The sequence below is a fragment of the Pantoea eucalypti genome (assembly GCF_009646115.1).
GTDB lineage: Bacteria > Pseudomonadota > Gammaproteobacteria > Enterobacterales > Enterobacteriaceae > Pantoea > Pantoea eucalypti.
The window spans coordinates 242,740-263,548 of record NZ_CP045721.1 but is presented as its reverse complement, the minus strand read 5'-3'; the positions used below and the strand labels follow the sequence as shown (position 1 = coordinate 263,548).

At 50.4% G+C, this 20,809-nt stretch carries 24 protein-coding genes; 13 read left to right on the top strand and 11 right to left on the bottom strand.

All coding sequences use genetic code 11. From position 1 onward, the window contains the following. Positions 1-206: 206 nt before the first annotated feature. Positions 207-809, top strand: coding sequence for a site-specific integrase (locus tag EE896_RS20060; protein ID WP_003848391.1), 603 nt, complete (start codon positions 207-209; stop codon positions 807-809). 88 nt (positions 810-897) lie between these two features. Here the strand turns inward: EE896_RS20060 and EE896_RS20055 are convergent, their stop codons facing one another. Genes EE896_RS20055 through EE896_RS20045 form a run of 3 tightly spaced genes read right to left on the bottom strand, consistent with a single transcriptional unit; the run spans position 898 to position 3,696 of the window. Then, complete coding sequence (locus tag EE896_RS20055) at positions 898-1,758, bottom strand: SMP-30/gluconolactonase/LRE family protein (protein WP_140915682.1); 861 nt, start codon at positions 1,756-1,758, stop codon at positions 898-900. Between the two features lie 58 nt (positions 1,759-1,816). Then, positions 1,817-2,284, bottom strand: coding sequence for a DMT family transporter (locus EE896_RS20050; RefSeq protein ID WP_003848389.1), 468 nt, complete (start codon positions 2,282-2,284; stop codon positions 1,817-1,819). Between the two features lie 14 nt (positions 2,285-2,298). Next, entirely contained in the window at positions 2,299-3,696 is a 1,398-nt protein-coding gene (locus EE896_RS20045; RefSeq protein WP_003848388.1) for an amidohydrolase family protein, read from the bottom strand. A gap of 129 nt (positions 3,697-3,825) precedes the next feature. On the opposite strand from EE896_RS20045, the gene EE896_RS20040 reads away from it, so the two are divergent. Further along, positions 3,826-4,743 (top strand): LysR family transcriptional regulator, encoded by a 918-nt coding sequence (locus EE896_RS20040; protein ID WP_140915681.1) that lies wholly within the window; start codon positions 3,826-3,828, stop codon positions 4,741-4,743. Positions 4,744-4,834: 91 nt separating this feature from the next. On the opposite strand, the gene EE896_RS20035 is transcribed toward EE896_RS20040, so the two are convergent. Then, positions 4,835-6,025 carry an MFS transporter gene (locus EE896_RS20035; RefSeq protein WP_140915680.1) on the bottom strand — a complete coding sequence of 397 codons (1,191 nt, stop codon included), beginning with the start codon at positions 6,023-6,025 and terminating at the stop codon, positions 4,835-4,837. 87 nt (positions 6,026-6,112) lie between these two features. Here EE896_RS20035 and EE896_RS20030 point away from each other — a divergent pair, with 87 nt between their 5' ends. Continuing rightward, the gene (locus EE896_RS20030; protein ID WP_003848385.1) at positions 6,113-6,907 is read left to right on the top strand and encodes an AraC family transcriptional regulator; all 795 of its coding nucleotides are present in this window, start codon (positions 6,113-6,115) and stop codon (positions 6,905-6,907) included. 356 nt (positions 6,908-7,263) lie between these two features. On the opposite strand, the gene EE896_RS20025 is transcribed toward EE896_RS20030, so the two are convergent. After that, entirely contained in the window at positions 7,264-8,148 is an 885-nt protein-coding gene (locus EE896_RS20025; protein WP_140915679.1) for a PhzF family phenazine biosynthesis protein, read from the bottom strand. An 859-nt stretch (positions 8,149-9,007) separates the two neighbouring features. Between EE896_RS20025 and EE896_RS20020 the strand changes: the two genes are divergently transcribed. Beyond that, positions 9,008-9,445 carry a GNAT family N-acetyltransferase gene (locus tag EE896_RS20020; protein ID WP_064690675.1) on the top strand — a complete coding sequence of 146 codons (438 nt, stop codon included), beginning with the start codon at positions 9,008-9,010 and terminating at the stop codon, positions 9,443-9,445. 85 nt (positions 9,446-9,530) lie between these two features. On the opposite strand, the gene EE896_RS20015 is transcribed toward EE896_RS20020, so the two are convergent. The 3 genes from EE896_RS20015 to EE896_RS20005 form a co-directional block, all read right to left on the bottom strand. Further along, a complete protein-coding gene (locus EE896_RS20015) occupies positions 9,531-10,151 on the bottom strand; it encodes a LysE family translocator (protein ID WP_140915678.1) in 621 nt (206 codons plus the stop codon). A 168-nt stretch (positions 10,152-10,319) separates the two neighbouring features. Beyond that, on the bottom strand, positions 10,320-11,048 hold the full coding sequence (locus EE896_RS20010) for an alpha/beta fold hydrolase (RefSeq protein WP_238343252.1): 729 nt from the start codon (positions 11,046-11,048) through the stop codon (positions 10,320-10,322). A gap of 384 nt (positions 11,049-11,432) precedes the next feature. Continuing rightward, entirely contained in the window at positions 11,433-11,744 is a 312-nt protein-coding gene (locus EE896_RS20005) for an antibiotic biosynthesis monooxygenase (protein WP_140915676.1), read from the bottom strand. Between the two features lie 132 nt (positions 11,745-11,876). Between EE896_RS20005 and EE896_RS20000 the strand changes: the two genes are divergently transcribed. Continuing rightward, the gene (locus EE896_RS20000) at positions 11,877-12,383 is read left to right on the top strand and encodes a GNAT family N-acetyltransferase (RefSeq protein ID WP_167518486.1); all 507 of its coding nucleotides are present in this window, start codon (positions 11,877-11,879) and stop codon (positions 12,381-12,383) included. 147 nt (positions 12,384-12,530) lie between these two features. Here the strand turns inward: EE896_RS20000 and EE896_RS19995 are convergent, their stop codons facing one another. Further along, a complete protein-coding gene (locus EE896_RS19995) occupies positions 12,531-13,127 on the bottom strand; it encodes a glutathione S-transferase family protein (RefSeq protein ID WP_105099652.1) in 597 nt (198 codons plus the stop codon). Between the two features lie 258 nt (positions 13,128-13,385). Between EE896_RS19995 and EE896_RS19990 the strand changes: the two genes are divergently transcribed. The 4 genes from EE896_RS19990 (at position 13,386) to EE896_RS19975 (ending at position 15,546) form a co-directional block, all read left to right on the top strand. Further along, complete coding sequence (locus EE896_RS19990; RefSeq protein WP_105099651.1) at positions 13,386-13,709, top strand: antibiotic biosynthesis monooxygenase family protein; 324 nt, start codon at positions 13,386-13,388, stop codon at positions 13,707-13,709. Then, positions 13,702-14,094, top strand: coding sequence for an amino acid-binding protein (locus tag EE896_RS19985; protein ID WP_105099650.1), 393 nt, complete (start codon positions 13,702-13,704; stop codon positions 14,092-14,094). The genes EE896_RS19990 and EE896_RS19985 overlap by 8 nt, the downstream gene beginning before the upstream one ends. Beyond that, the gene (locus tag EE896_RS19980) at positions 14,091-14,801 is read left to right on the top strand and encodes an ArsR/SmtB family transcription factor (protein WP_105099649.1); all 711 of its coding nucleotides are present in this window, start codon (positions 14,091-14,093) and stop codon (positions 14,799-14,801) included. Before EE896_RS19985 ends, EE896_RS19980 begins: the two co-directional genes overlap by 4 nt. Before the next feature lie 349 nt (positions 14,802-15,150). Continuing rightward, a complete protein-coding gene (locus tag EE896_RS19975; protein ID WP_105099827.1) occupies positions 15,151-15,546 on the top strand; it encodes a VOC family protein in 396 nt (131 codons plus the stop codon). Positions 15,547-15,620: 74 nt separating this feature from the next. Here EE896_RS19975 and EE896_RS19970 read toward each other — a convergent pair whose 3' ends face one another. After that, positions 15,621-15,863, bottom strand: coding sequence for a hypothetical protein (locus EE896_RS19970; protein WP_105099648.1), 243 nt, complete (start codon positions 15,861-15,863; stop codon positions 15,621-15,623). A gap of 157 nt (positions 15,864-16,020) precedes the next feature. Here EE896_RS19970 and EE896_RS19965 point away from each other — a divergent pair, with 157 nt between their 5' ends. Further along, the gene (locus EE896_RS19965; protein ID WP_167518485.1) at positions 16,021-16,527 is read left to right on the top strand and encodes a GNAT family N-acetyltransferase; all 507 of its coding nucleotides are present in this window, start codon (positions 16,021-16,023) and stop codon (positions 16,525-16,527) included. Between the two features lie 216 nt (positions 16,528-16,743). Here EE896_RS19965 and EE896_RS19960 read toward each other — a convergent pair whose 3' ends face one another. After that, positions 16,744-17,859 carry an FAD-dependent monooxygenase gene (locus EE896_RS19960; RefSeq protein ID WP_231001636.1) on the bottom strand — a complete coding sequence of 372 codons (1,116 nt, stop codon included), beginning with the start codon at positions 17,857-17,859 and terminating at the stop codon, positions 16,744-16,746. Positions 17,860-17,959: 100 nt separating this feature from the next. Here EE896_RS19960 and EE896_RS19955 point away from each other — a divergent pair, with 100 nt between their 5' ends. From EE896_RS19955 to EE896_RS19945, 3 genes are all read left to right on the top strand, one after another. After that, positions 17,960-18,868, top strand: a complete 909-nt coding sequence (locus tag EE896_RS19955) for a LysR family transcriptional regulator (protein WP_181405303.1) — start codon at positions 17,960-17,962, stop codon at positions 18,866-18,868. A 337-nt stretch (positions 18,869-19,205) separates the two neighbouring features. Continuing rightward, a complete protein-coding gene (locus tag EE896_RS19950; protein ID WP_003851707.1) occupies positions 19,206-19,907 on the top strand; it encodes a glutathione S-transferase family protein in 702 nt (233 codons plus the stop codon). Between the two features lie 248 nt (positions 19,908-20,155). Next, on the top strand, positions 20,156-20,719 hold the full coding sequence (locus EE896_RS19945) for a TetR/AcrR family transcriptional regulator (RefSeq protein ID WP_140915781.1): 564 nt from the start codon (positions 20,156-20,158) through the stop codon (positions 20,717-20,719). Positions 20,720-20,809: the final 90 nt, after the last annotated feature.

Here is a 20,809-nt window from a genome sequence, read left to right as displayed (position 1 = left end):
CGACCAAGTGGCCGATATGTACTGGGCCCATCTCAGCAGGCTTCGTCATTAGTGATTTTAAAATAGTCGCTTGTTAAGCTTTAACAAAAAACTTGGCACCCCAGACCTGCTCCCTGTTGATTAACACAGAATGCTATTAACAACGTCCGCTTCTCGCTCAAATGAGACAACCATAATCACATCTCCTCACCCAATGGAGATTGAACATGACAGTATCCCCCTGGAACAAAAGCCGCCTTATTGGCCAGAAACGACCTCTTCAGATCTCTCATATCTGGGGAATTCGTATCCGTCTTGAGCTGGAAGGAAAAGTCCGCGATTTGGCTCTGTTTAACATGGCTCTGGACAGTAAACTTCGGGGCTGCGATCTGGTTAAGTTGAAAGTTTCTGATGTGGCCTATGGACACACTGTTTCGGGCAGAGCGACTGTGCTGCAGCAAAAAACGGGCAGCCCTGTTCAGTTTGAACTGACGAAGGGAACCAGAGAGGCTGTATCCGCATGGATCAAAATCGCTCATTTACGTAGTAGCGACTATCTTTTTCAGTCCCGCATTGGTTCTTCAAGACACATTTCAACCAGACAATATAACCGTATTTTTCATGGATGGATTGAGAAGCTGGGTCTCGATGAAACACTCTACAGTACGCATTCCATGCGCAGAACAAAGCCATATCTTATCTATAAAAAAACGAAAAACCTTCGTGTTATCCAGTTACTTTTGGGTCATAAAAAACTCGAAAGCACTGTACGTTACCTGGGCATTGAAGTAGATGATGCCCTGGAGATATCAGAGTCGATTGAAGTCTAATTTGTCAGGGCTGCTACAGCAGCCCTGTGCCAGAAACGTACATTTTCTTTGAGCCTGAACTGGCAAAGTTCTCTCAGTATCAAAACCGTTAAACTGGGTGTGCCGCAAAGCGCTTTTCAGGTAAGCCGGGGCTGACATCAGATTCAGCCTTGAGCAGTGCACCGTCATATTCAGACAGCGCAGTAAGCCCCACAGAAGCAGTGGTGCAATAGAGACGGGTAAAACCCTCACCGGCAAGTGCTGGACAGGTGCTCTGCATTCCAGGTGATGTCAGAATAGCAGCGGTGGTCCCATCCGGGCGGTAACGGACAACACGGCTCCCTCCCCATTCAGCATTCCATAGATATCCCATCGCATCCACGCAGCAGCCGTCAGGCGCGCCGCTGCCTTCGGTTTCTGCGAACACGCGCTGGTTTCGCAGCGAGGGATAATCACAGCACATTATCCGGCCCTGCATCGAGTCACAGTAATAGAGCGTGCCACCATCGGGGCTGAAACAGATGCTGTTCGGGATAGCCACATCGGGCAGTGCAAGCGTCTCAACAGTCAGCGTCGCCGCGTTGAGCCGGTGAAATCTACCGATGACTTTAACGGGATAACCGTCATCCATCGTTCCGAAGACAAAATTACCGGTACGGTCACACCGTCCATCACCTATGCGGGTGCCGGTGTCTCCCGGTGAAGGGGCCACCGGGGTAAGCAACCCGCTGTTGAGATCATAGAAAGCCAGCCTGGATGCAAATCCCATCAGCAGAACGTTGTTTTTTTCAGTCAGGGCAAAAGAGCCGAGACGTTCAGGAAGCGACCAGCGCATCACAGCGCCAGTGCCTTCTTCCAGTGCGAGCAGTTCACTGGCTTCGATGTCAGTCCAGTAGAGCCTGCGGGTTCTTTCACACCACAGCGGGCACTCTCCCAGCGTATTCCTGACATCAACTGCGATTGATAACATGTTAAGCCTCCGGATTATTTAGGGTTTTACCGTTCGTCGGCAGAGGTGGGTAACGCCGTTACTGCAGAAAACGTGCTGAGAGCCGCTCGCCGAAAAGCATGACGGCGAGTCCGGCCAGCATGACAACCAATCCCCCCAGCCTGAGTAACGAAACCGGCCGACGCACAGCCCCCAGCAGGCCAAAATGGTCAAACATCTGCGAGGAAAGTAACTGTCCGACAATAGCCAGCCCGAGCAGGGCTGAAAACCCGATTTTCGGTGCAAGCACGACATAGCTGAACAGAGCACATGCGCCAATAAGACCGCCCGCCAGACTCCATAGAGGCTGCGATGGGATTGCTGATAACGATGTTATCAGCCCACCTCGCAGCAGGGCGTAAATACCCAGACTGAACGCGCCCGCCGTAAAGGAAAAAAGCGCAGCAGTGACCGGGTCGCCGCCCAGTCCTTTTGCCAGCTGGCTGTTCAGGGTCGTCTGCAGGGTGATCCCCAGACCTGCGGCAAAGGCGATTACGTAATAGATCATGCTTTTCATCCCGGTCAGTCTGACTGCTCCAGCGGCAGGAAGGTGTCAGCAAACATGTCAGGCTGGTAGCCAGAGGCGGTAAACAGGTGCTCACGTGACTCATCAATTGCCGCACGCAGTCGCGAGCTGTCCACGCCCAGCACCTTGCCGTTCTGTTTAAGGATTCGCCCGCCGATCATGACGGTATCGATGTTGCTGCGCTCGGCGGCATGAACCACCGTGCCAAAGGCATTGCCGGACGGGTAAAGGTTGAGGTCACTGGCGTTAATCAGAACCAGATCGGCTTGTTTGCCTGGCGTCAGGCTGCCCACTTTGTCCCGTAACCCTGCACAGGCTGCGCCATCGAGAGTCGCGGCTTTAAGGAGTTGCGCCGCCGGAAGCGTTTTCAGCGCATGTTCAGAATCGCAGCATTGCTCCTGATGCATCCCCATCACCCGCTGAAGGTAAAAGGCAACGCGCATCTCCATAAACATGTCGGTGCTGTACGACGTTTCATTGTCTACGCTCAGGCCTGGACTGATGCCATGACGCTGCGCGGCCTCAATGGCGAACATTCCGCTTTCAATGCCATAGTGCGAATCTGAGCGTGGACAGACGTTCACCCGGACACCTGCTTCCCGCAGAATTTCCCATCCACGGTCAGACAGCGCCGTGCAGTGATTGAAAATATTGTCCGGGCCCAGCAGCCCCTGCTGATGCAGCGACTCAAGTTCAGACCCCATCTCAGCCCCAAAGAACTCCGTTACAATCGGCAGTCCCAGCCTGCGTGCCTCGGTCCACAACGCTGGCTCCAGCTGCGCCATAACGGCGAGGGAGACCAGGCTTTCAGGGGCGCTGGTGAAATACTTCTCCTGCAGGCGCTGCCAGTTTCCCGGCCAGTGCGCTTTATCCCATTCGCCGGCTACCGGTGCGCCGGAAGCATGAATGGCACGAATGCCGGTATCAAGCAGGGCCTCGACGGCGGCATCGGAATGCGCTGCGGTCCGGCTATTGTGCGAGTTATCAATCATCGTGGTAATGCCCGCATCAATAGCGCCCAGCGCTGTCAGCAGATTGCCGACATAGATATCGGCAGGACGATAATATTTTGCGAACGAGAAGTGCGTGGCATTGCTGTAGTCATCCAGACAGGTGGCGTTCGGGTTAATGCGGCGCAGCTGTCCTTCCCATGCATGACGATGAGAATCGACCATTCCCGGCATGGCAATCATGTTAGTTGCATCAATCACCTGCGCACCAGGCGCGTCAAGGTTCTGGCCTACAGCGGTGATCGTTGAGCCGCTGATAAGAATATCACCACGTTCAATGTTACCGACGTTCTCGTCCATGCTCAGTATCGTCGCGTCACGGATCAACGTTACCTGAGACGTGATGTTTTGATTATTAACAATATTTCTGATGTAACCGCTCATTGACTTGTCTCTTTCCTGATTGATTGGGAAACGATACGCTACGCCATTAACCTGAAAAAGATGCTTAAAACGTTTTCATAATTCATAATTCGCGAATAATTACACTTACGTTTATTGCGGAACAGAACCATGGACAGGATTCAGGCTATGCAGGTTTTCATGCGGGTCGCTGAAGCCGGAAGTTTTGTGCGCGCGGCCAAAACGCTGTCACTGCCCTCATCCACCGTCACCAGCACGATTAAAAATCTTGAAAAATATCTGCAGGTGCGCCTGCTTAACCGGACGACAAGGCGGGTCAGCCTCACGCCTGAAGGCCTTCAGTATCTGGCGCAGTGCCGGGAGATCCTGTCGCTGATTGAACACACTGAATCCAGCCTGACTGATTCCGTCAGACGCCCCCAGGGACGGTTGCGGGTTGATATGCCTGGCGGGATCGCCCATTTCATCGTTATGCCCAACCTGAAAGATTTTTACCGGCTCTACCCGGATATTTACCTGATGATTGGCGTCAGTGACCGGCAGGTCGATCTTGTTCAGGAAGGCGTGGATTGCGTCATCCGAACCGGAGAATTGACTGACTCCACACTGGTTGCCCGTCCGCTTGGCCGGTTTCGCTGGGTGACCTGCGCCTCGCCGGACTATCTCAGAGAGCACGGTATTCCTGAGACGCCGGAGGCGTTGTTGCAGCATCGGGCGATTCATTACTTTTCCGGTTCGGGAAGACGCACTAATGAACTGCGTTTTACACGAGGCACGGAGGTACTATCCATCCCGGTCGCGGGCGATGTAGCCGTTAACGAAACGGGACTCTATATCAGACTGTGTCTTGAGGGTTTTGGACTGGCGCAGCTTGCTGAGAATGTCATCTCGGAGAAACTGCAGCAAGGGACGCTGGTCGAGGTTCTGGCGGACTGGCAGCCAGCTTCAGTGCCGGTGACGATGCTCTATCCGCATCAGCGCTTTCTCTCTCCTGCAGTGCGTGTTTTTGCTGACTGGGTCGCCGGGCTTTTTAATGATAGCGCGGCGGAGAATCTGTCTTCCCTGTAAAAGATGCCTCCGATAGCAGTAAGACGCTGCAGAACGATAATTAATAACATCCACAGCAGGGAAACCATTGTCCCCCGCGGTATCAGCAATTTCAGCCAGGCTGCTGTGAAGGTTCCAGGTGAGCGTTTCGTCCGGCAGCCATTCCAGTGCAGGCACCTGCGACCGCGATTGCTGCGGTCATCAGTAACGGCACCGTCCAGCCTCCGGACAGCTCCTGTACTTTACCAAGCAACAGTGGCCCCATTGCTGCCATCAGATAACCGACACTCTGTGCCATGCCTGACAGCGCGGCAGCATCACCGGCGTTTTTGGTACGCAGCCCGATGAAGGTCAGACCCAGCATCATGCTGGCGCCACAGCCGAAGCCGAGAAGCGCCGCCCATAGCATCGCCAGATTCGGCAAATACAGGATGCCGATATAGGACACTGCGGTTACCAGGCTGACGCCAGCAGCAGCTAATTTCTGATCGTTAAGACGGCGCAGCGTGGCGGCCAGAATCAGGCCGGGAATGGCGGTGGTCAGTTGAAGGATACCGTGTACCTCACCAGCCTGAGCTGAGGAGAGTCCACTGTCCGTAAGAATGGCTGGCAGCCAGCCGACCGCAACATAAAACGGCATCGCATTCAGGCCCATAAACAGGGTGACCTGCCAGGCCAGAGGCGAGCGCCAGACCGCGACGGTCGCCGCTTTTTTCTCCCCCACAGCTGGAAGCTGATGCTTTTTCTTCAACTGGGGCAACCATAAAAGCAGCGCCAGCAGAGGTGCAATCACCAGCATGGCTAACGCGATGTTCCAGCCCCAGCTCTGCGTCAGAGGAATGATAATGGCTGAACCAATAGCACCAGCCGCGCCCATGGTGATGGAATATGCCCCCGTCACGGAAGCCACGTTGCCGGAAAAGTCGCGCTTTATAAGGCCAGGCAGAAGAACATTGCCCAGGGCAATCCCGATACCTATCAATAGGGTTCCGCCATAAAGCGCCCAGACGCTGTCTGTGGAGCGAAGCAGAATACCAGCTGAAATCACGGCGAGTGCACCAAAAAGGGTGCGTTCCAGACCGTACTTCCTGGAGACGGAGGCGCTCAGGGGTGAAAAGGCGGCAAAGGCCAGTAAAGGCAGTGAGTTAAGCAACCCAACGGCAGTAATACTTAGCCCAAAATCATGGCGAATGGACTTTAAAACGGGTGCGATAGCGGTAAAAGGAACACGCAGGTTAATGGCGATAAAAAGGATGCCGGTCACAAGTATGACTGAAGACCACTTGTTCGTAGTGTGAGACATAAATTTTGCTTTCTCTGGTAAAAAGAAAGACTTTAAAGGACGAATGAGTTACAGAATATAGACAACCTGACAATATATAACTAAATCATGCCAGTTGATAAAAAACCGGTGACCTCACCGGATGAGTTTAATGCCGATGCTTTCAGTCAGGCTGCTATCGCGCTACATGTATCTTCGTCTGGCGAGTATGCCGGGCAGAGTCCGCACGCTCACCGTAAGGGACAACTTATTCTCTCTTTGCGCGGTGCAGTGAGCTGTGAGGTTGAGGATGCGCTGTGGATTGTTCCACCGGGACATGCTGTCTGGGTTCCGGGTGAAATCCCCCACAGTTGCCGGGTCACGAAGAATGCAGATACCTGCTTTCTGTTTATTGAACCCGGCGCAGCAGCGATGCCGGAAGCCTGCTGTACCCTGGCGATTAGTCCTCTTGTCCGCGAGATTGTTCTGTATCTGGCAGAGCAGGAACATGCTTATTCGCCTGACAGTAAAACCGCGAGGCTGGCAGCGGTGCTGCTGGAACATATAACGGATGTGCCGGTTAAAGCGCTCCACCTGCCTGTATCCGGCCATCCTAAAATCAGGGCTATGGCTGAGAGACTTTTTAAGGATCCTGATGACCGGAGGACGTTAAAAGAGTGGGCTGTACACCTGGCAACCAGCGAGCGATCGCTGGCCAGGCTGATAAAAAATGCTACAGGACTGAGCTTTGGTCGCTGGCGTCAGCAACTGCATTTAATGATTGCCCTGAGCCATCTGGCTGAAGGGCTGTCTGTGCAGCGCGTAGCCGGTATGCTGGGTTATGATTCGGTCAGTGCGTTTATCACCATGTTCAGAAAAGCGCTGGGGAAGTCACCGACGCAATATTTTTCTTCCCTAGACTAATGCAATAAAACGCAAACCGGATTTTTACAACGACTGTCAGCGTCCGCTTTTCGCTCATGGCGGACATTTAGAACTCTTTACAGTTGATCGCGCTACGCCAATTCTATTGGAAATCCGCCATGGTTACCTCAAAGCGTAAAAGTTGGCTGGGTATACCCAAATGTCATGGCTTAGTTGTTGTCATTATGAACTAACGTCAGCGCGAGCAGGCCCCTCGATTACGCTCTCAGCCAGGCGACATACTTAGCCACTGACATAAGCAACACCGCCGTGCACTAGCACCGGAACATAATTACCCTTAGGGGCCGGTGGTTCGGGCAACTGCAGATTCATCTCTCTCAGCTTTGCATGATGACTCATATCTTCTCTTCGACAAAACCTACATTTCCACCGAGCCAGCAGCCCTGAACTTGCCCCTCGGCATTGCGCCGAAAGCGCAATGAAATTTCGGAAGGGCGGCCCATGGCTCTGCCCTGCCGAATCCTCACCGTTCGATCATCTGCGCTGACCAGGCCGTGCTCCAACAGTCCGAAGGCCAGTGCGGCCGCAGCAATGCCGGTTGCTGCATCTTCGGGATATCCGGAGGACTTAGGAAACTGCCGCGCATCGAATTGTCGGGCATCAAGATCCGAGGCAGCGTAGGGATATAAACCGGTTGAGCCAATACGCTCACACAACTGTTTCATCCTGCGGAAATCAGGTTTCAAACTGTCCAGCACTGCTACGTTCTTGAGTGGGATTAAAGTCTTGATCCTGCTGGTCGAGGCATTCTGGATTGGTAGCGGTGCTAATTCATTTGAACTGATGCCAAGCACCGAAAGGATGTCTGCTTCGATGTCTGGCGCCAAAAGTGTCTCAACTAAGCCTTGAGGCTGGGTAATTTCAACATGCACCATATGGGCTTCGTCACGCGACACTCTCGCCTCTACCCGGCCACTCAGAGTCCAGATTGACAACTGATCCTGCGGCAGCAGTCCGAGTTTGTCCAACAACCATACCGCCCCGACCGTGGCATGTCCGCACATATCCATCTCATGATTAGGCACCCAGAAATGGAACGCGAAATCGCAGTCCGAATTGGCCGGCGGTGAACAAACAAAGCCACATTCATGCCCGTACGCGTGGGCGACCGCCTGCATATCTGCCGAGGTCATGCCATCCGCATGAGCCACGATGGGAGCCGGATTACCGCCGTTACGGGCAGCAGGAAAGACATTAATCAAATGAACTTCTGGCGTCATTTTGACATTCCTTGAGCTTGAGGCATATTAGGTGCAACTGCGTCTACGATAGCGTCTGTGTATACCGCTACAGACGTCGTGCGTCCGTTTTGCTCACCTTTGAAACGTAGCAGCGCATGCTCGGGCACCATGAGCATGAACTCATTATGCTCATGGGCACCGGTTTCTTAAGCACCGTTGGAATTGAAGACGCTGTAAATTTCACGCATTGGCTACGGTCACCAGCCGCGCTTGGTACAGAAAATTAAATCGGTTTACCAGACCGAGTTTTTTTCGCCTTAGATATGCCGTTTCCGGTACTAGTCAGATCCTAAGAGCATTTCATTTATTCCCCTAATTTTTTTGCCAACCAAAAGCGGCCTTTTCTCTCTTTTTCCGCCATTTAATAAAACGCCAATTCTGCCGAATAACCTTATACTCCTGCCTACAAAAAAACCGCCCTTAAGGCGGCATTTTCTGAGACAGTCGCCACGCTGCTTACTGGCCGCGACACGGGCGCACAGAGCCAGGACTGATACAAGGCGCACGACAAAGAGCGCAAAGCAAATGCAGTAAAGCCTTCCATCCGCGCGGCACCGAAGACTTTCGCAACGCCATTGATGCCACTGTAGACGGCGGTTCTATGACAAAGAGTAGCCCTAATAAGAGTTGGTAGATTAGACAGGCCAACAGCAGGCGGCTTTTTCGTGTTTCGTCAGCCTTTTGCATAAAGCTGACCCTGTTCAGCCCATGTCCGCTTTGTGCCAGAAGCGGAAGTTGACCATGCGGCTTGAACGCAAACCATAAATGACAAGACTCTTGTGCCTGCATCAAGGAGCTGTATATTTAAACACCTCTTTAATTTATAAGGACATTTCAAATGAATGGCATTTTTGAAGGTTTAAATTTAGAGGTCTGCGAAAATCCTAACGCTAAGCAATTAATTCCGATTGAAGAAGGTCTTAATGATTTCAATGATTTGATGACGGGAATGAGTGATCGTCTGCCATTATCTGTATTAATAAAATCAAAGACAAACGGTGAGGTACTCGGAGGGATGCAGGGGCGCTCTTCGTTGGGTCTACTTTTTATAGATCTGTTCTATCTTCCACCGGAATTGCGGAGTAAAGGGATTGGTACAGAAATCCTTTTACACTTCGAGGAGGAAGGAAGAAGAAGGGGCTGTACCGCAGCATTTTTATACACAATTAGTTTTCAGGCCCCTGACTTCTACAAAAAGCATGGTTGGGAAGAATTCGGACGTATTGACTGCAAACCCGAAGGAACAAGTCGTATCTTTATGAAAAAGTCTTTATAAAAAGTGTGCTATTCGCACATAGCGGACATCAGCCGGCCGTTAGTCCGCTTTGTGCCAGAAGCGAACGTTTACAGTTAGCCCAAGGCTATCTCGTGCTCATAGCAAGTTTAGCCGCAAAGCATAAAAATAAGCCCCCTGTTGCTCTGTCCATCACCCGAACAACGCGACTTTTCTTCAATACGGCTGACGCAAAATGCGTGGATAAAATGAGTGTGACTGACCATACAGTCCCGATCGCAACGTGGATGCTGACCAGTATAAAAGTCCATATCAAAGGTGAGTGACCGGCAGGTATGAACTGCGGCAAAAAGGAGACATAGAAAATGCCCATTTTGGGATTGAGCACATTCCCCAGCATTCCTCTGATAAACCAGCTCACCTGAGAACCATTGTCATCATCGCCATTACTGAAAGATGATCGGGGACGTATCAGAAGTTGTAAGCCCAGCCAGCTCAGGTAGACCGCGCCACAAACTTTGAGCACAGTGTAAGCCATCTCTGAAACCGCCAGAATAGCACCAAGACCTAACGCAACCAGCGTGCCCCATACAAAACAGCCAGCATCAATGCCAAGCGCCGCGTGAAAAGCCTTTTTGCCACCCTCAGCACAAGCAGTGCGCAGAATAAGTGCCGTATCAAGGCCTGGAGTCAGGGTAAGTAACAGGGCTGCGAGGGAGAATGCGAAGAGGGAATCGTTAACAGTCATTTTCTTTGTCCGAAAGAGCAGATGCTAATCATTTAGTTCCCTGCAATCAATCTATCAAATATAACTTTTTAAATGTCCGCTTCTCGCTCATAGCGGACCTTCAGCTAAGCCCGCCTGTCCGCTTTGTGCCAGAAGCGGACATCACGCCAGCTATCATAATTTATATTTTTATGAACAAGTGACAGGTGATATTGAACCCTCATGCGTTTCAATAAATTTAAAAATTTCATTTATTGATGCTTTGTCAGGATTGTTAAATTCACTCAAATGATCCCCCTTTCCAAAGGTCATCGATAAGCCATATTGTTGCGCTATCTCAGCCATAGCTGAGTTATAAGGGTCGCTGGCACCGGCCCAAAGTAGAATTGGTGTCTTATAAGGAAATAAAGCTTCTTTTTTTCCAGAATACTGCCTTAATTCATTGAAAAAGCATCTGACACTTTCTTTATCGTCCAGCGAAAGTCCACGGGTAAGCTCTGGGGCTGTGCTTGCTGCATAAGACATAAACATATCAAAACTAAGTTTGCCTTCAGGCGTTTCCGGAAGGCCATTCTGTAAGTCCCATCCGCCTAAAACGACAGAATGCAGTCGTTCCGGATGATGATTCAGTAGTCCTAATGCAGCCCATGCGCCAGAGGAATAACCTATGACATGCGCTTTCTCATAACCCAGCTCATCCATAATTTTCACAATGGATAAAGCCTGGTTTTTTTGTGTGTATAATTCTGGCACTGGCTGCTTTTCGCTTTCGCCGTGGCCCAAAAGATCCGGGCAAACAACGTGGTAAAATGGGCTAAATAAGGAGATAAATCCATTATTCCGCCACGATTTTCCGTCCATTAAAAGACCATGAAGCATTATAACTAATGGGCCTTTTCCTTCTGCAACATATGACAATTGTGGCGATCCTGACGTGAATAGCATACGTGTCCCTTAAAATTTAGAGTGGACAGAAAGCATACATGCCTCTAGACAAGCTGCTTAACAAGTAATGGTATAACTTACGCTTTTCGCTCATAGCGGACCTTAGAACTACGTCAGTCCGCTTTGTGCCAGAAGCAGGCATTTCCAACATCTGCATGCATTGATCTTTTGAGACGAGCACGCACTGCATAGCCATGCAGACGTGTCAAAATCATCAAGCGCGTTTTTCAGGGGTATGGACAGGGAAAGCGCTGAGAGGCTTTCAGGGGTGGCGACCAAGCACTTTCATGTTGAATATGAGTGCTGGGCAGAATCAGAAGAGGGAGAGGCCGCCTCATAGGTGCGGCCAGCAAATAACTACAGGGAGGATACGGCTTGCACGTCGTGCTGGAAGACGTAAGGATCGGATAGCAGCTCAAATTGCTCATCGTCCGGATAGGTGACTGCAACCTGATACTGTTCTCCTGCGAATGCTTTTACGGCCTCAAGATCTTTCCAGTAAGTAGCCAGGAAGAAATGCTCCCATTCACCCTGCGTTTCTCTGCGTACATATGTCCCCAGATTTCCTGGTGTCCTCTCTGAATGTTCGACGCCGGTTTTTTGCAGATGGTTTGCAAAGCCTTCTGCATGCTTGAACGGTACGCATCCGTGCCATGTTCTTACGATCATGTTTCTATCCTCATGTTCTATAATGGGTTTAAACATAACATGATGTGAAAGGTGATGTGATTTGTGATCGAAATCTTATGTTGAATTGAGTGGGCTATGGCAATCTAAATCAGTGACAGCAAGGAGCCAGCAGTGGAAAAATTTACGGTACGGCGCATCACCGAAAGCGATTCTGGCGACTTCAGAGAATTGAGGCTGGAGGCTTTGCGGCTTCATCCTGACGCCTTTGGCGCCTCTTACGAGGAATGCAATCATAAGCCACTGCAGTTCTTTGCCGAACAGCTGAGAGCCAGCCATGTTTTTGGCGGATACGATAACCATAATATTTTGCAGGGCATGATTGGCGTTAGCCGCAGCTCGCTACCTAAACTGAGCCACGTTGCAAATATCTGGGGAATGTATGTTCGCTCCGGGATGAGAGGGAGTGGCCTGTCATCTGGTCTCATGGAGGCGGCGCTGGAAGCCGCCAGCTCAGCTAAAACAGTGAAACTCTCAGTGGTTACCACTAACCGGTCTGCTTACGCGCTTTATCGTTCCTTCGGATTCACCGAGTGGGCAACAGACACCGCTGCACTATGCGTTGACGGGGTATTTCATGACGAGTTCCTCATGAGGAGGAACTCTGAGACCGGTTCATAACAGGGTTGTTATGTCTAATGTGGCATAACAACTCTACTTCATAGGCTTGACGTCCGCTTTTCGCTCATAGCGGACCTTAGAACTACGTCAGTCCGCTTTATGCCAGAAGCGGACATCAATGCACCTTTAAAAGATGACAAAACCTGATTAGCGATTATTTACTTCCTGAGCCTTTAAGAAAGCGGGGCGACTCGTTGATCTTAATATGTAGCTATCAATCTCTTCGGTGATTTCCAATCCGCACAGTTTTGCCCATAACAACGTATGAGAAAGAAAAATATCGGCCAGTGTAAAGTTGTTGCTCGCAATCCATGTTTGAGTCGGCTTAAAGCGAATCTGAGAGATGACTTTATCTGCTTCCTTACTGAAATAATTCATTAAATCCGGGGAACGCTGGTTTTCGGGAGTGAAGACAATATGTTTGAGCAGACTCCATACGGGGGCTTCCAGATCGGATAGCGTGAAGCTTAACCACGAATTTACAGAGGATTTTTCTTCAGCGGTTGCGGGATAAATAGAGATGTTTTTATGTTGTTCACACAGGTAAATACAGATCGCTAAGGTTTCACTGATTGACACGTCACCATCGGTCAAAAAAGGCACTTTTCCCAATGGATGGGGTGATCTCACCTCAGAAGTAGGGTTCAAAAGATCGACTCTGATGGACTCGTAATTCACTCCCATTTCTTCAAGAGCCCAGAGTACTCTTAATGATCGGCTTTTGGGGTAGGTATAGATCTTCAATTGAATATCCCTTTGTTGTGGAAAAAATTTTATAAGGTAAGTGGGCAGCTCATGTCAAAATTTCCGCTCTTCGCTCACAGCGGACATTGGCCAGGAACCCATACCTCTATGTTGTCCCGCCTTTCAACTTATGAATTTGCTGTTCATCGCTTATCCATGTCGATGGCTTCGCTAACGCACAGGCATACTTCGGTGCCGACCGAAGCAGCGTGCCCTCATCATCATTAAACTGTCCGTAAATTAACAACGGAGCGGACCATGATTGCAGTACTTTTTGAGGCAGATGCCCTGCCAGAGGCTCAGGAAAGATACCTTCAGCTCGCTTCGGATCTGAAGCCTCTCTTATCCGACACGCCCGGCTTTATTTCAATTGAGCGTTTCCAAAGCCTGACTACGCCCGGAAAGATTCTTTCTTTGTCGTGGTGGGAGAATGAGGAGTCTGTAGCCGGATGGAAGCGGAATCTAATGCATCAGGCCGCTCAGAAAGAAGGTAAGCAGTCGATTTTTTCATTCTACAGAATACGGGTAGCCAGCGTATTCCGTGATTACTCTTCTGATAAGGGAACAAATCAGCATGTATGACATTCACGTTATTCTAAAAAACAGCCCGGGCTCACTTGGTTCACTGGGTAGTGTACTGGGTGAAAACGGAGTGGGGCTTGAAGGCGGTGGCGTATTTGCAGGAACTGAAGGCGGGCACGCACACTTCCTGGTTGAAGACGGCTATAAAGCACGCAAGGTGTTGACTGAAGCCGGTTTTGATGTGTGCAACGTGTGCCGTCCCCTGGTAAGAAAATTACCTCAGGAACGGCCCGGAGAGCTGGGAGAAATAGCTGACACAATTGCCCGGAACGGCATCAATATTCTGGTACAGTACAGCGATCACAGTAACCGGCTCATTCTCATTACGGATGATGATGCCCGGGCAGCCGAAGTAACCCGAAGATGGGCAATACCTTCTGAATGAACCTCGTTAAAACAAAGCGCGACATTGAGCCAGATGGTGTCCTTGAAACATCAATGGCAATGGTGGCTTCTGCGCTGTCTGATCCGTCAAGGGTAAGCATTCTGTGCGCCCTGATGGACGGGCGCGCATGGACAGCTACAGAACTTAGCGTAGTGGCTGGCATAGCAGCCTCTACGACCAGCGGACATCTGAACAGACTTCTCAGCAACGGTCTGGTCATTTGCCTGACGCAGGGGCGTCATCGCTATTACAGCCTTGCGGGCCATCATATCGCCGGACTGCTGGAAAACCTGATGGGAGTTTCCATGGGTACTTCCAAAGCTCCCGTTTCCAGTACGCCGGTCTATCTGCGTTATGCGCGCACCTGCTATGACCATCTGGCAGGCGAGCTTGCTGTCAATATTTATGAATTTATGCTGCAGGAAAAATGGCTTGAAGCAGATGGCTCGGAACTGACATCAGCCGGCAAAATACATTTTGAGAAAATGGGCGTTTTGCTTAACTCTCGCACACGACGCAAGCCCTGTTGCGGCTGTCTGGACTGGAGTGAAAGACGTTTCCATCTCGGCGGTGACGCTGGCTCAGCCTTGTTTACACTTTTCCTGCAAAAAGAATGGTTAACGCGTACACAGGGATACCGTGAAGTGAACGTAACCGATCCAGGCCGGGTTGCATTATATCGGCTGTTTAAGCTGAAGATCACCTGAACTTAAGTCATATACCGGTTAATTTGATGAGGTGACTCAAGATGCCTTCATCTGACTCTTCCATTTTACGTAAACGGTCCGCTCTTCGCGCATAGCGGCCGTTACAGCGCGAGTGTCTGCTCCATGCCAGAAGCAGACGTTTCCAACATCTGCATGCATTGATTTTTCAAGACGAGCACTCACTGCATAGCCATGCAGACGTATCAAAATCATCAGGCGCGTTTCTCAGGGGTATGGACAGGGAAAAGGTGCAGGAAACGGCCCTCAGGCCGCAGAAACGCGCTGAGGGGCTTTGGGGGGTGCGACCAAGCACTGTTATGGTAAATCAGGATGTAAAGTGGAGGCATTTATGGTTTTGCAGCACTTGAGGATAGCCAGGCCTGTCAGCGCACTAAGTAAAAGCTGTGAAATGTACTGTAACGGGCTTGGGTTAGAAAAAATCGGCGACTTTACAGACCACAATGGATTCAGCGGATACATGTTAGGACTGGATAGTTTGTCTTGGCATCTTGAGTTTACCCAGTGCCATGATCATCCGGTGCACCCCTCACCCTCAAATGAAGATCTTTTGGTACTGTACATTCCAGAGAAGAACAGTTGGCGAACCACTTGTAAAAATATGGATGATGCTGGCTTCGCCAGAGTTAAATCATTCAATCCCTACTGGGAACGCGATGGCGTTACCTTTGAAGATATGGATGGATACAGGGTTGTAATTCAAAACATGCATTGGGGCAAGCTCTGAGCCACAGTTTGTAACCGTAGCCTTATGTTAAAAGCGAGTGGCTGGCAGGGTCATTAAACGCGGCCAGTCGTCCGTTATTTGAGAATGGCTGTGAGGAGACTGCTGAATACGGACCCCGTTATGAAAGCGCGCTCCGTCGTCACTTCCTCTTTTCGCATATCTGCCAGTCTGGCGAGCGCGCTTTCGGCATCGGCGGCGCTAACCTCTTCAAACTGCTTTTCCCAGCCTTCACCGGCAAGTTGTGCGGCTTTTTCCGAGTCAGATCTTTCCAGGGCGGCGATGTGCTGACCTTTCTTAAAAAAGCAGAACTCCGGCATGGTGTACTCCATGAATATGGTGGCATGTCATGGGTAACATATCTGAAGTTAGCTGATTCTGTACAGCGGAGTCTGCCTGACGCGATTCGGGATCGAACTCTTATGTTAAATTGAGTGAGCTATGAAAATTTAAATCAATGACACCAGGGAACCAGCAGTGGAAAAATTTACGGTACGGCGCATCACCGAAAGCGATCTTGGCGACTTCAGAGAATTGAGGCTGGAAGCTTTACGGCTTCATCCTGACGCCTTTGGTGCCTCTTACGAGGAATGCAATCATAAGCCACTGCAGTTCTTTGCCGAACAGCTGAGAGCCAGCCATGTTTTTGGCGGATACGACCATCATAATATTCTGCAGGGCATGATTGGCGTTAGCCGCAGCTCGCTGCCTAAACTGAGCCACGTTGCAAATATCTGGGGAATGTATGTTCGCTCCGGGATGAGAGGGAGTGGCCTGTCATCTGGTCTCATGGAGGCGGCGCTGGAAGCCGCCAGCTCAGCTAAAACAGTAAAACTCACCGTGGTTACCACTAACCGGTCTGCGTATGCGCTTTATCGTTCCTTCGGATTCATCAAGTGGGCAACAGACACCGCTGCACTATGCGTTGACGGGGTATATTATGACGAGTTCCTCATGAGGAGGAACTCTGAGACCGATTCATAACAGGGATGTTATGTCTAATGTGGCATAACATCTCTACTTCATAGGCTTGACGTTTGCTTTTCGCTCATAACGGACCTTCAGCGCCGATCGTCCGCATTGTGCCAGAAGTGGACCCTGCCAGGTCCGGGCTCAGATAACCATCGGCGCGCTGGTTAATTCTGTGTCCAGCTGACATATAGACAAATCCGGTCACCATGACTGGGTTTTAAATGGCTATTACGTCAAACCTTGCATCCAAAACCGACTGAGTTCAGCAGTAGAAATATTAGTGGCAGGCAACAGTGGTTCAGGTTGTTCAGAAAAAATCTTATCAGCGAATTGTCTTCCAGTCAGCTGTGCTGCTGAGGTCTTGCTATGTCTTAGTTGGTAAAAGCTTTCCGGAACAATGTTTATATCGTCGATCTCCCTCAATAAGCGAGCCAAATGCCATGCATCTTCCAGCGCCTGGCATGCTCCCTGCCCGGAAGTCGGTAAGGAAGCATGAGCCGCGTCTCCGATCAGTAAAATATTGTCCTGATGCCAGAAAGGAAGTGGATCAATGTCATGAACAAAAATGCACTTAATTAATGCTTTATCACATGACTGCAATACATTCTGCACAGGATCAGGCCAGTCCTGAAAACGCTGATGCAACTCATCGAAATAATGCGCTCGAAGGCGTTCATCGTTAACAGGAGCGTTCCATGCACCTGCCCAATAGCACCACTCGTTATTCACCGGCACGATGCCAAAACGCTCCCCCCGGCCTCGAAAATCATCGATAGCATTGCTCAGGCTGCCCTCTCGTTGCCTGCCTACTCCTATTACGTTCACAAAGCCATGATAATGAGGAGGTATTCTCTCCGCATACAACGCCTGGCGGACGACTGAATTCATACGCCCGTCAGCCCCCACGACCAGGTCAAACTCCTGGCTTAACTTCATTACGTCTGCAGTAGTGATTGCACAACTGAATTTGATCTCGCAATCCAGACTATCCAGCGCACCGATCAGTAAGCTGAGTAGCTCACGTCGTAAGACTGTCACGCTGGGAAAACCGCATAGTGAATTTACTGCTGAAATATCGAACTCAGACTGAAGAAGACCATATCGGTCAAACTGGCGCATCATGCAGGGCGTACCACCCACCTGAATTACCTTTTTGTCCAGACCCATCTTCTGCATGACGAACATGGCATTGGGCCACAACGTCACACCCGCTCCTGAAGTGGATACGGTGCTGCCACGTTCAAATATGCTGACCTGATGGCCCTGTCTGATTGCAAGTATTGCCAGCGCCATTCCAGCAATCCCGGCCCCTACGATGGCAATTTTCTTAGGTCTGGTCATCATCTTCTTCCTGTTACGAAACGTAATAGAAATTGTAATGACCGCCTTATTACTGATAAATATGGCAATATAGTTTTATTAATCTCATTTACTGGGATAATTTATGATTGAGAAATTTGAGATGCAGTGGCTGATCTGCTTCCAGGCTGTTTATGAAAAGTTGAGCTTTAAGCTCGCAGCAGATCAGCTTCAACTGCCATCATCCAATGTCAGCCGTCATGTCGTTTTACTTGAACAACAACTTCGCGTGCGGCTGCTGGAGCGCACAACCCGCAAGATAATTCCGACCGCAGCCGGTAAACAACTATATCAATCCATTACACCGCTCACGCGCGCTTTGGACCATGCCCTTGAAGAAGTATCCCTATTCGGTGATTCACTTTCAGGCCATCTGAAGATCATTACCCCAGACCTTCCATTCATGGCCGATATCCTTGCTGACTTCTGCATCAGGCATCCACAAATACAGCTCAGTTGTGACACTCAGCTGGATCCAACAGAAGGATTACTGGACGGATTTGATCTAGTATTACGCTTTGGGCGTGGACCACTGGAAGATTCCAGCTGGGTTGCCAGGGAAATTCTGCGCTGGCCAAGCTGTGTGGTGGCCGCACCAGAACTTCTGAAACGTTACCCCTTGCCACGATCGCCAGATGAATTAGCCAACATCCCTTGCATTACCAGTATGTCGGTACTCCAGGGAACGCCCTGGAGATTTAAACAAAACCAAACCGTCCGGGTACATTCCAGTTACAAGGTGAACAGCGGACAGATGGCGAGAGCCGCTGCATTAAAAGGACTTGGCTTCGCCATTTTGCCTCTCCATGCGTGTGAATCCGAAATCGACAACGGCTCCCTTATAAAAATTAACTGTAATCGCGAACCTGAAGATCTGGTGCTCTACGCGCTGTATTCCGGCAGAAAATATCTACCTGTCAAAGTGAAGGCGTTTCTGGAACATTTGCAATTATCTATTGCCGATTTAGAGGTACGCAGCAAGGAAGGCATATAACTGACTAAACAATCCGGTATCCCGGACCGAGGTAAAAGGTCCGCTTCTCGCTCTTAGCGGACCCTGAACTGCCGACAGCAATCGCGAAATTGCATTGCACCCTTACACCTGTATGTATCAGACCTTACCAGTCTTGGTATTCGCCCTACCCTCTGGACTCATCCTATTCCCTGCCTTCAGCGATGCACGCGGTGAGATATCGTATCAACCGGAAAGACACACAAAACGATTTACCTAACAAATGTTAGATAGGTATTGACGTACGTCAGGTTGCCCGCTAAGGTTTGTTTACCTAACGTTAGTTAGTTATCCCAGCCACTCACTTAAAGGATTGACCATGACTGCTAAACTTCACCTTTTCACCTCGCCTTCAGCTTTTCCGAACCCTCAGCGTCTACGCCTGTTCCTGCACGAAAAGGGCATCGCTGACCAATTTAATGAGACCATCTATGACATGTCTTCTGTAGGAGAACAGCGTGGCTGGCGTCACCTGAATATGAACCCGTGGGGCGAAACGCCCACCCTTCAACTGACAGATGGTAGTTACATTTCCGAAACGGCTGCCATCGTCCGTTATCTGGACCAGGTTTATCCTGGTCGCAGAATCATGGGGGAGACAGCACTGGAACAGGGTCTGGATAACATGTGGGATAACCGGGTGTGGGTGCATATTCTGTATCGCATCGTTACTGCGTTTCACGTGTTGCACACCGGTCTCGGCTTTAAGCTGGAACTGACCAAAAATGAGGCGTGGGGCGAACACTGCCGTAAGGAAGCTTTGGCTCACGCCGCACTGGTCAATCGCCACCTTTCAGACGGCCGCGAATGGCTGCTTGGCGGCAATGAACCGACCTTTTCGGACATAACGCTGGCAACCGCGATCGCCTTCTCGAAATTCCCGGTCAATGCCACTCCACTGGACGAGCGTTTTGAGTTCTTAGATGCGTACTGGCAGCGCTGGACAAAACGTCCCGCTTTCCAGGCGGCCTACTCTGATCGCAACAGCGGCATTCCTGAGCTGGATTCGCCAGCCCAGTAAGCGCTTCTCAATCAACACTCCGGTACGCCGGGATCGCCATTCCCTGACTTTCCCGGTCACCGCCTTGTGCCTGATAGCGTCATTTGTCGATGCCGCTTGCCCGATTATGATGGAACGACATCTGCATGAACCCTCTGGAAGGAGTGAACTCATTGCGCTAACTGATAATCTACCTGTCAACCGTTAGGGGTTTGCTATAAAATAAGCTTACCAGTTTAAAAGATCCTACCAGGTCGGGAGGCACCAGGATGAGCACGAACTCAAAGGAAGCCATTTTGTTGGCGGCCAGGAAAATTGCCCAATCTCAGGGCTACAATGGTTTGAATTTCCGCGACCTCGCGCAAGAGGTTGGTATCAAAGCGGCGAGTATTTACTACCATTTCCCAAGCAAAGCCGAGCTGGGTGTTGCCGTTGCCAGACGATATTGGGAGGATGGCGCGCTTGCACTTGAGATGATCGAATCAGAAAGTCCCTCTCCGCTTGACGCTCTGCATCGCTTTCCTGAAATCTTCCGAAGATCGCTTGAGGCCGACAATCGTCTCTGTCTGGGCAGTTTCATGGGCGCTGAAAAAGATAATTTACCTGTTGAATTGACCAAAGAAATCCAGACCTTTGCTGATGTCAATATTGCGTGGCTAAACAAGCTTCTGCTGGCTGCGGAGGTGTGCGAATCAAGTGAGAGTGAATCCAGAGCACGCGCAATTTTCGCAGCTATTGTTGGTGCCCAGCTTTTTGCCAGAAGTCGCTCAGATATCTCGCTTTTCGATGCACTGGTCGACTCATACCGCGCGTTCGGACCTGTGCCGGCTTAGCAACTGCCAGCAATGCGGTTCCATGAACGGGCAGCTTTGCCGCATGCGCCCTCAATGCGAAGCGGCGCCCGATCGTGCATGTGCTTTTAC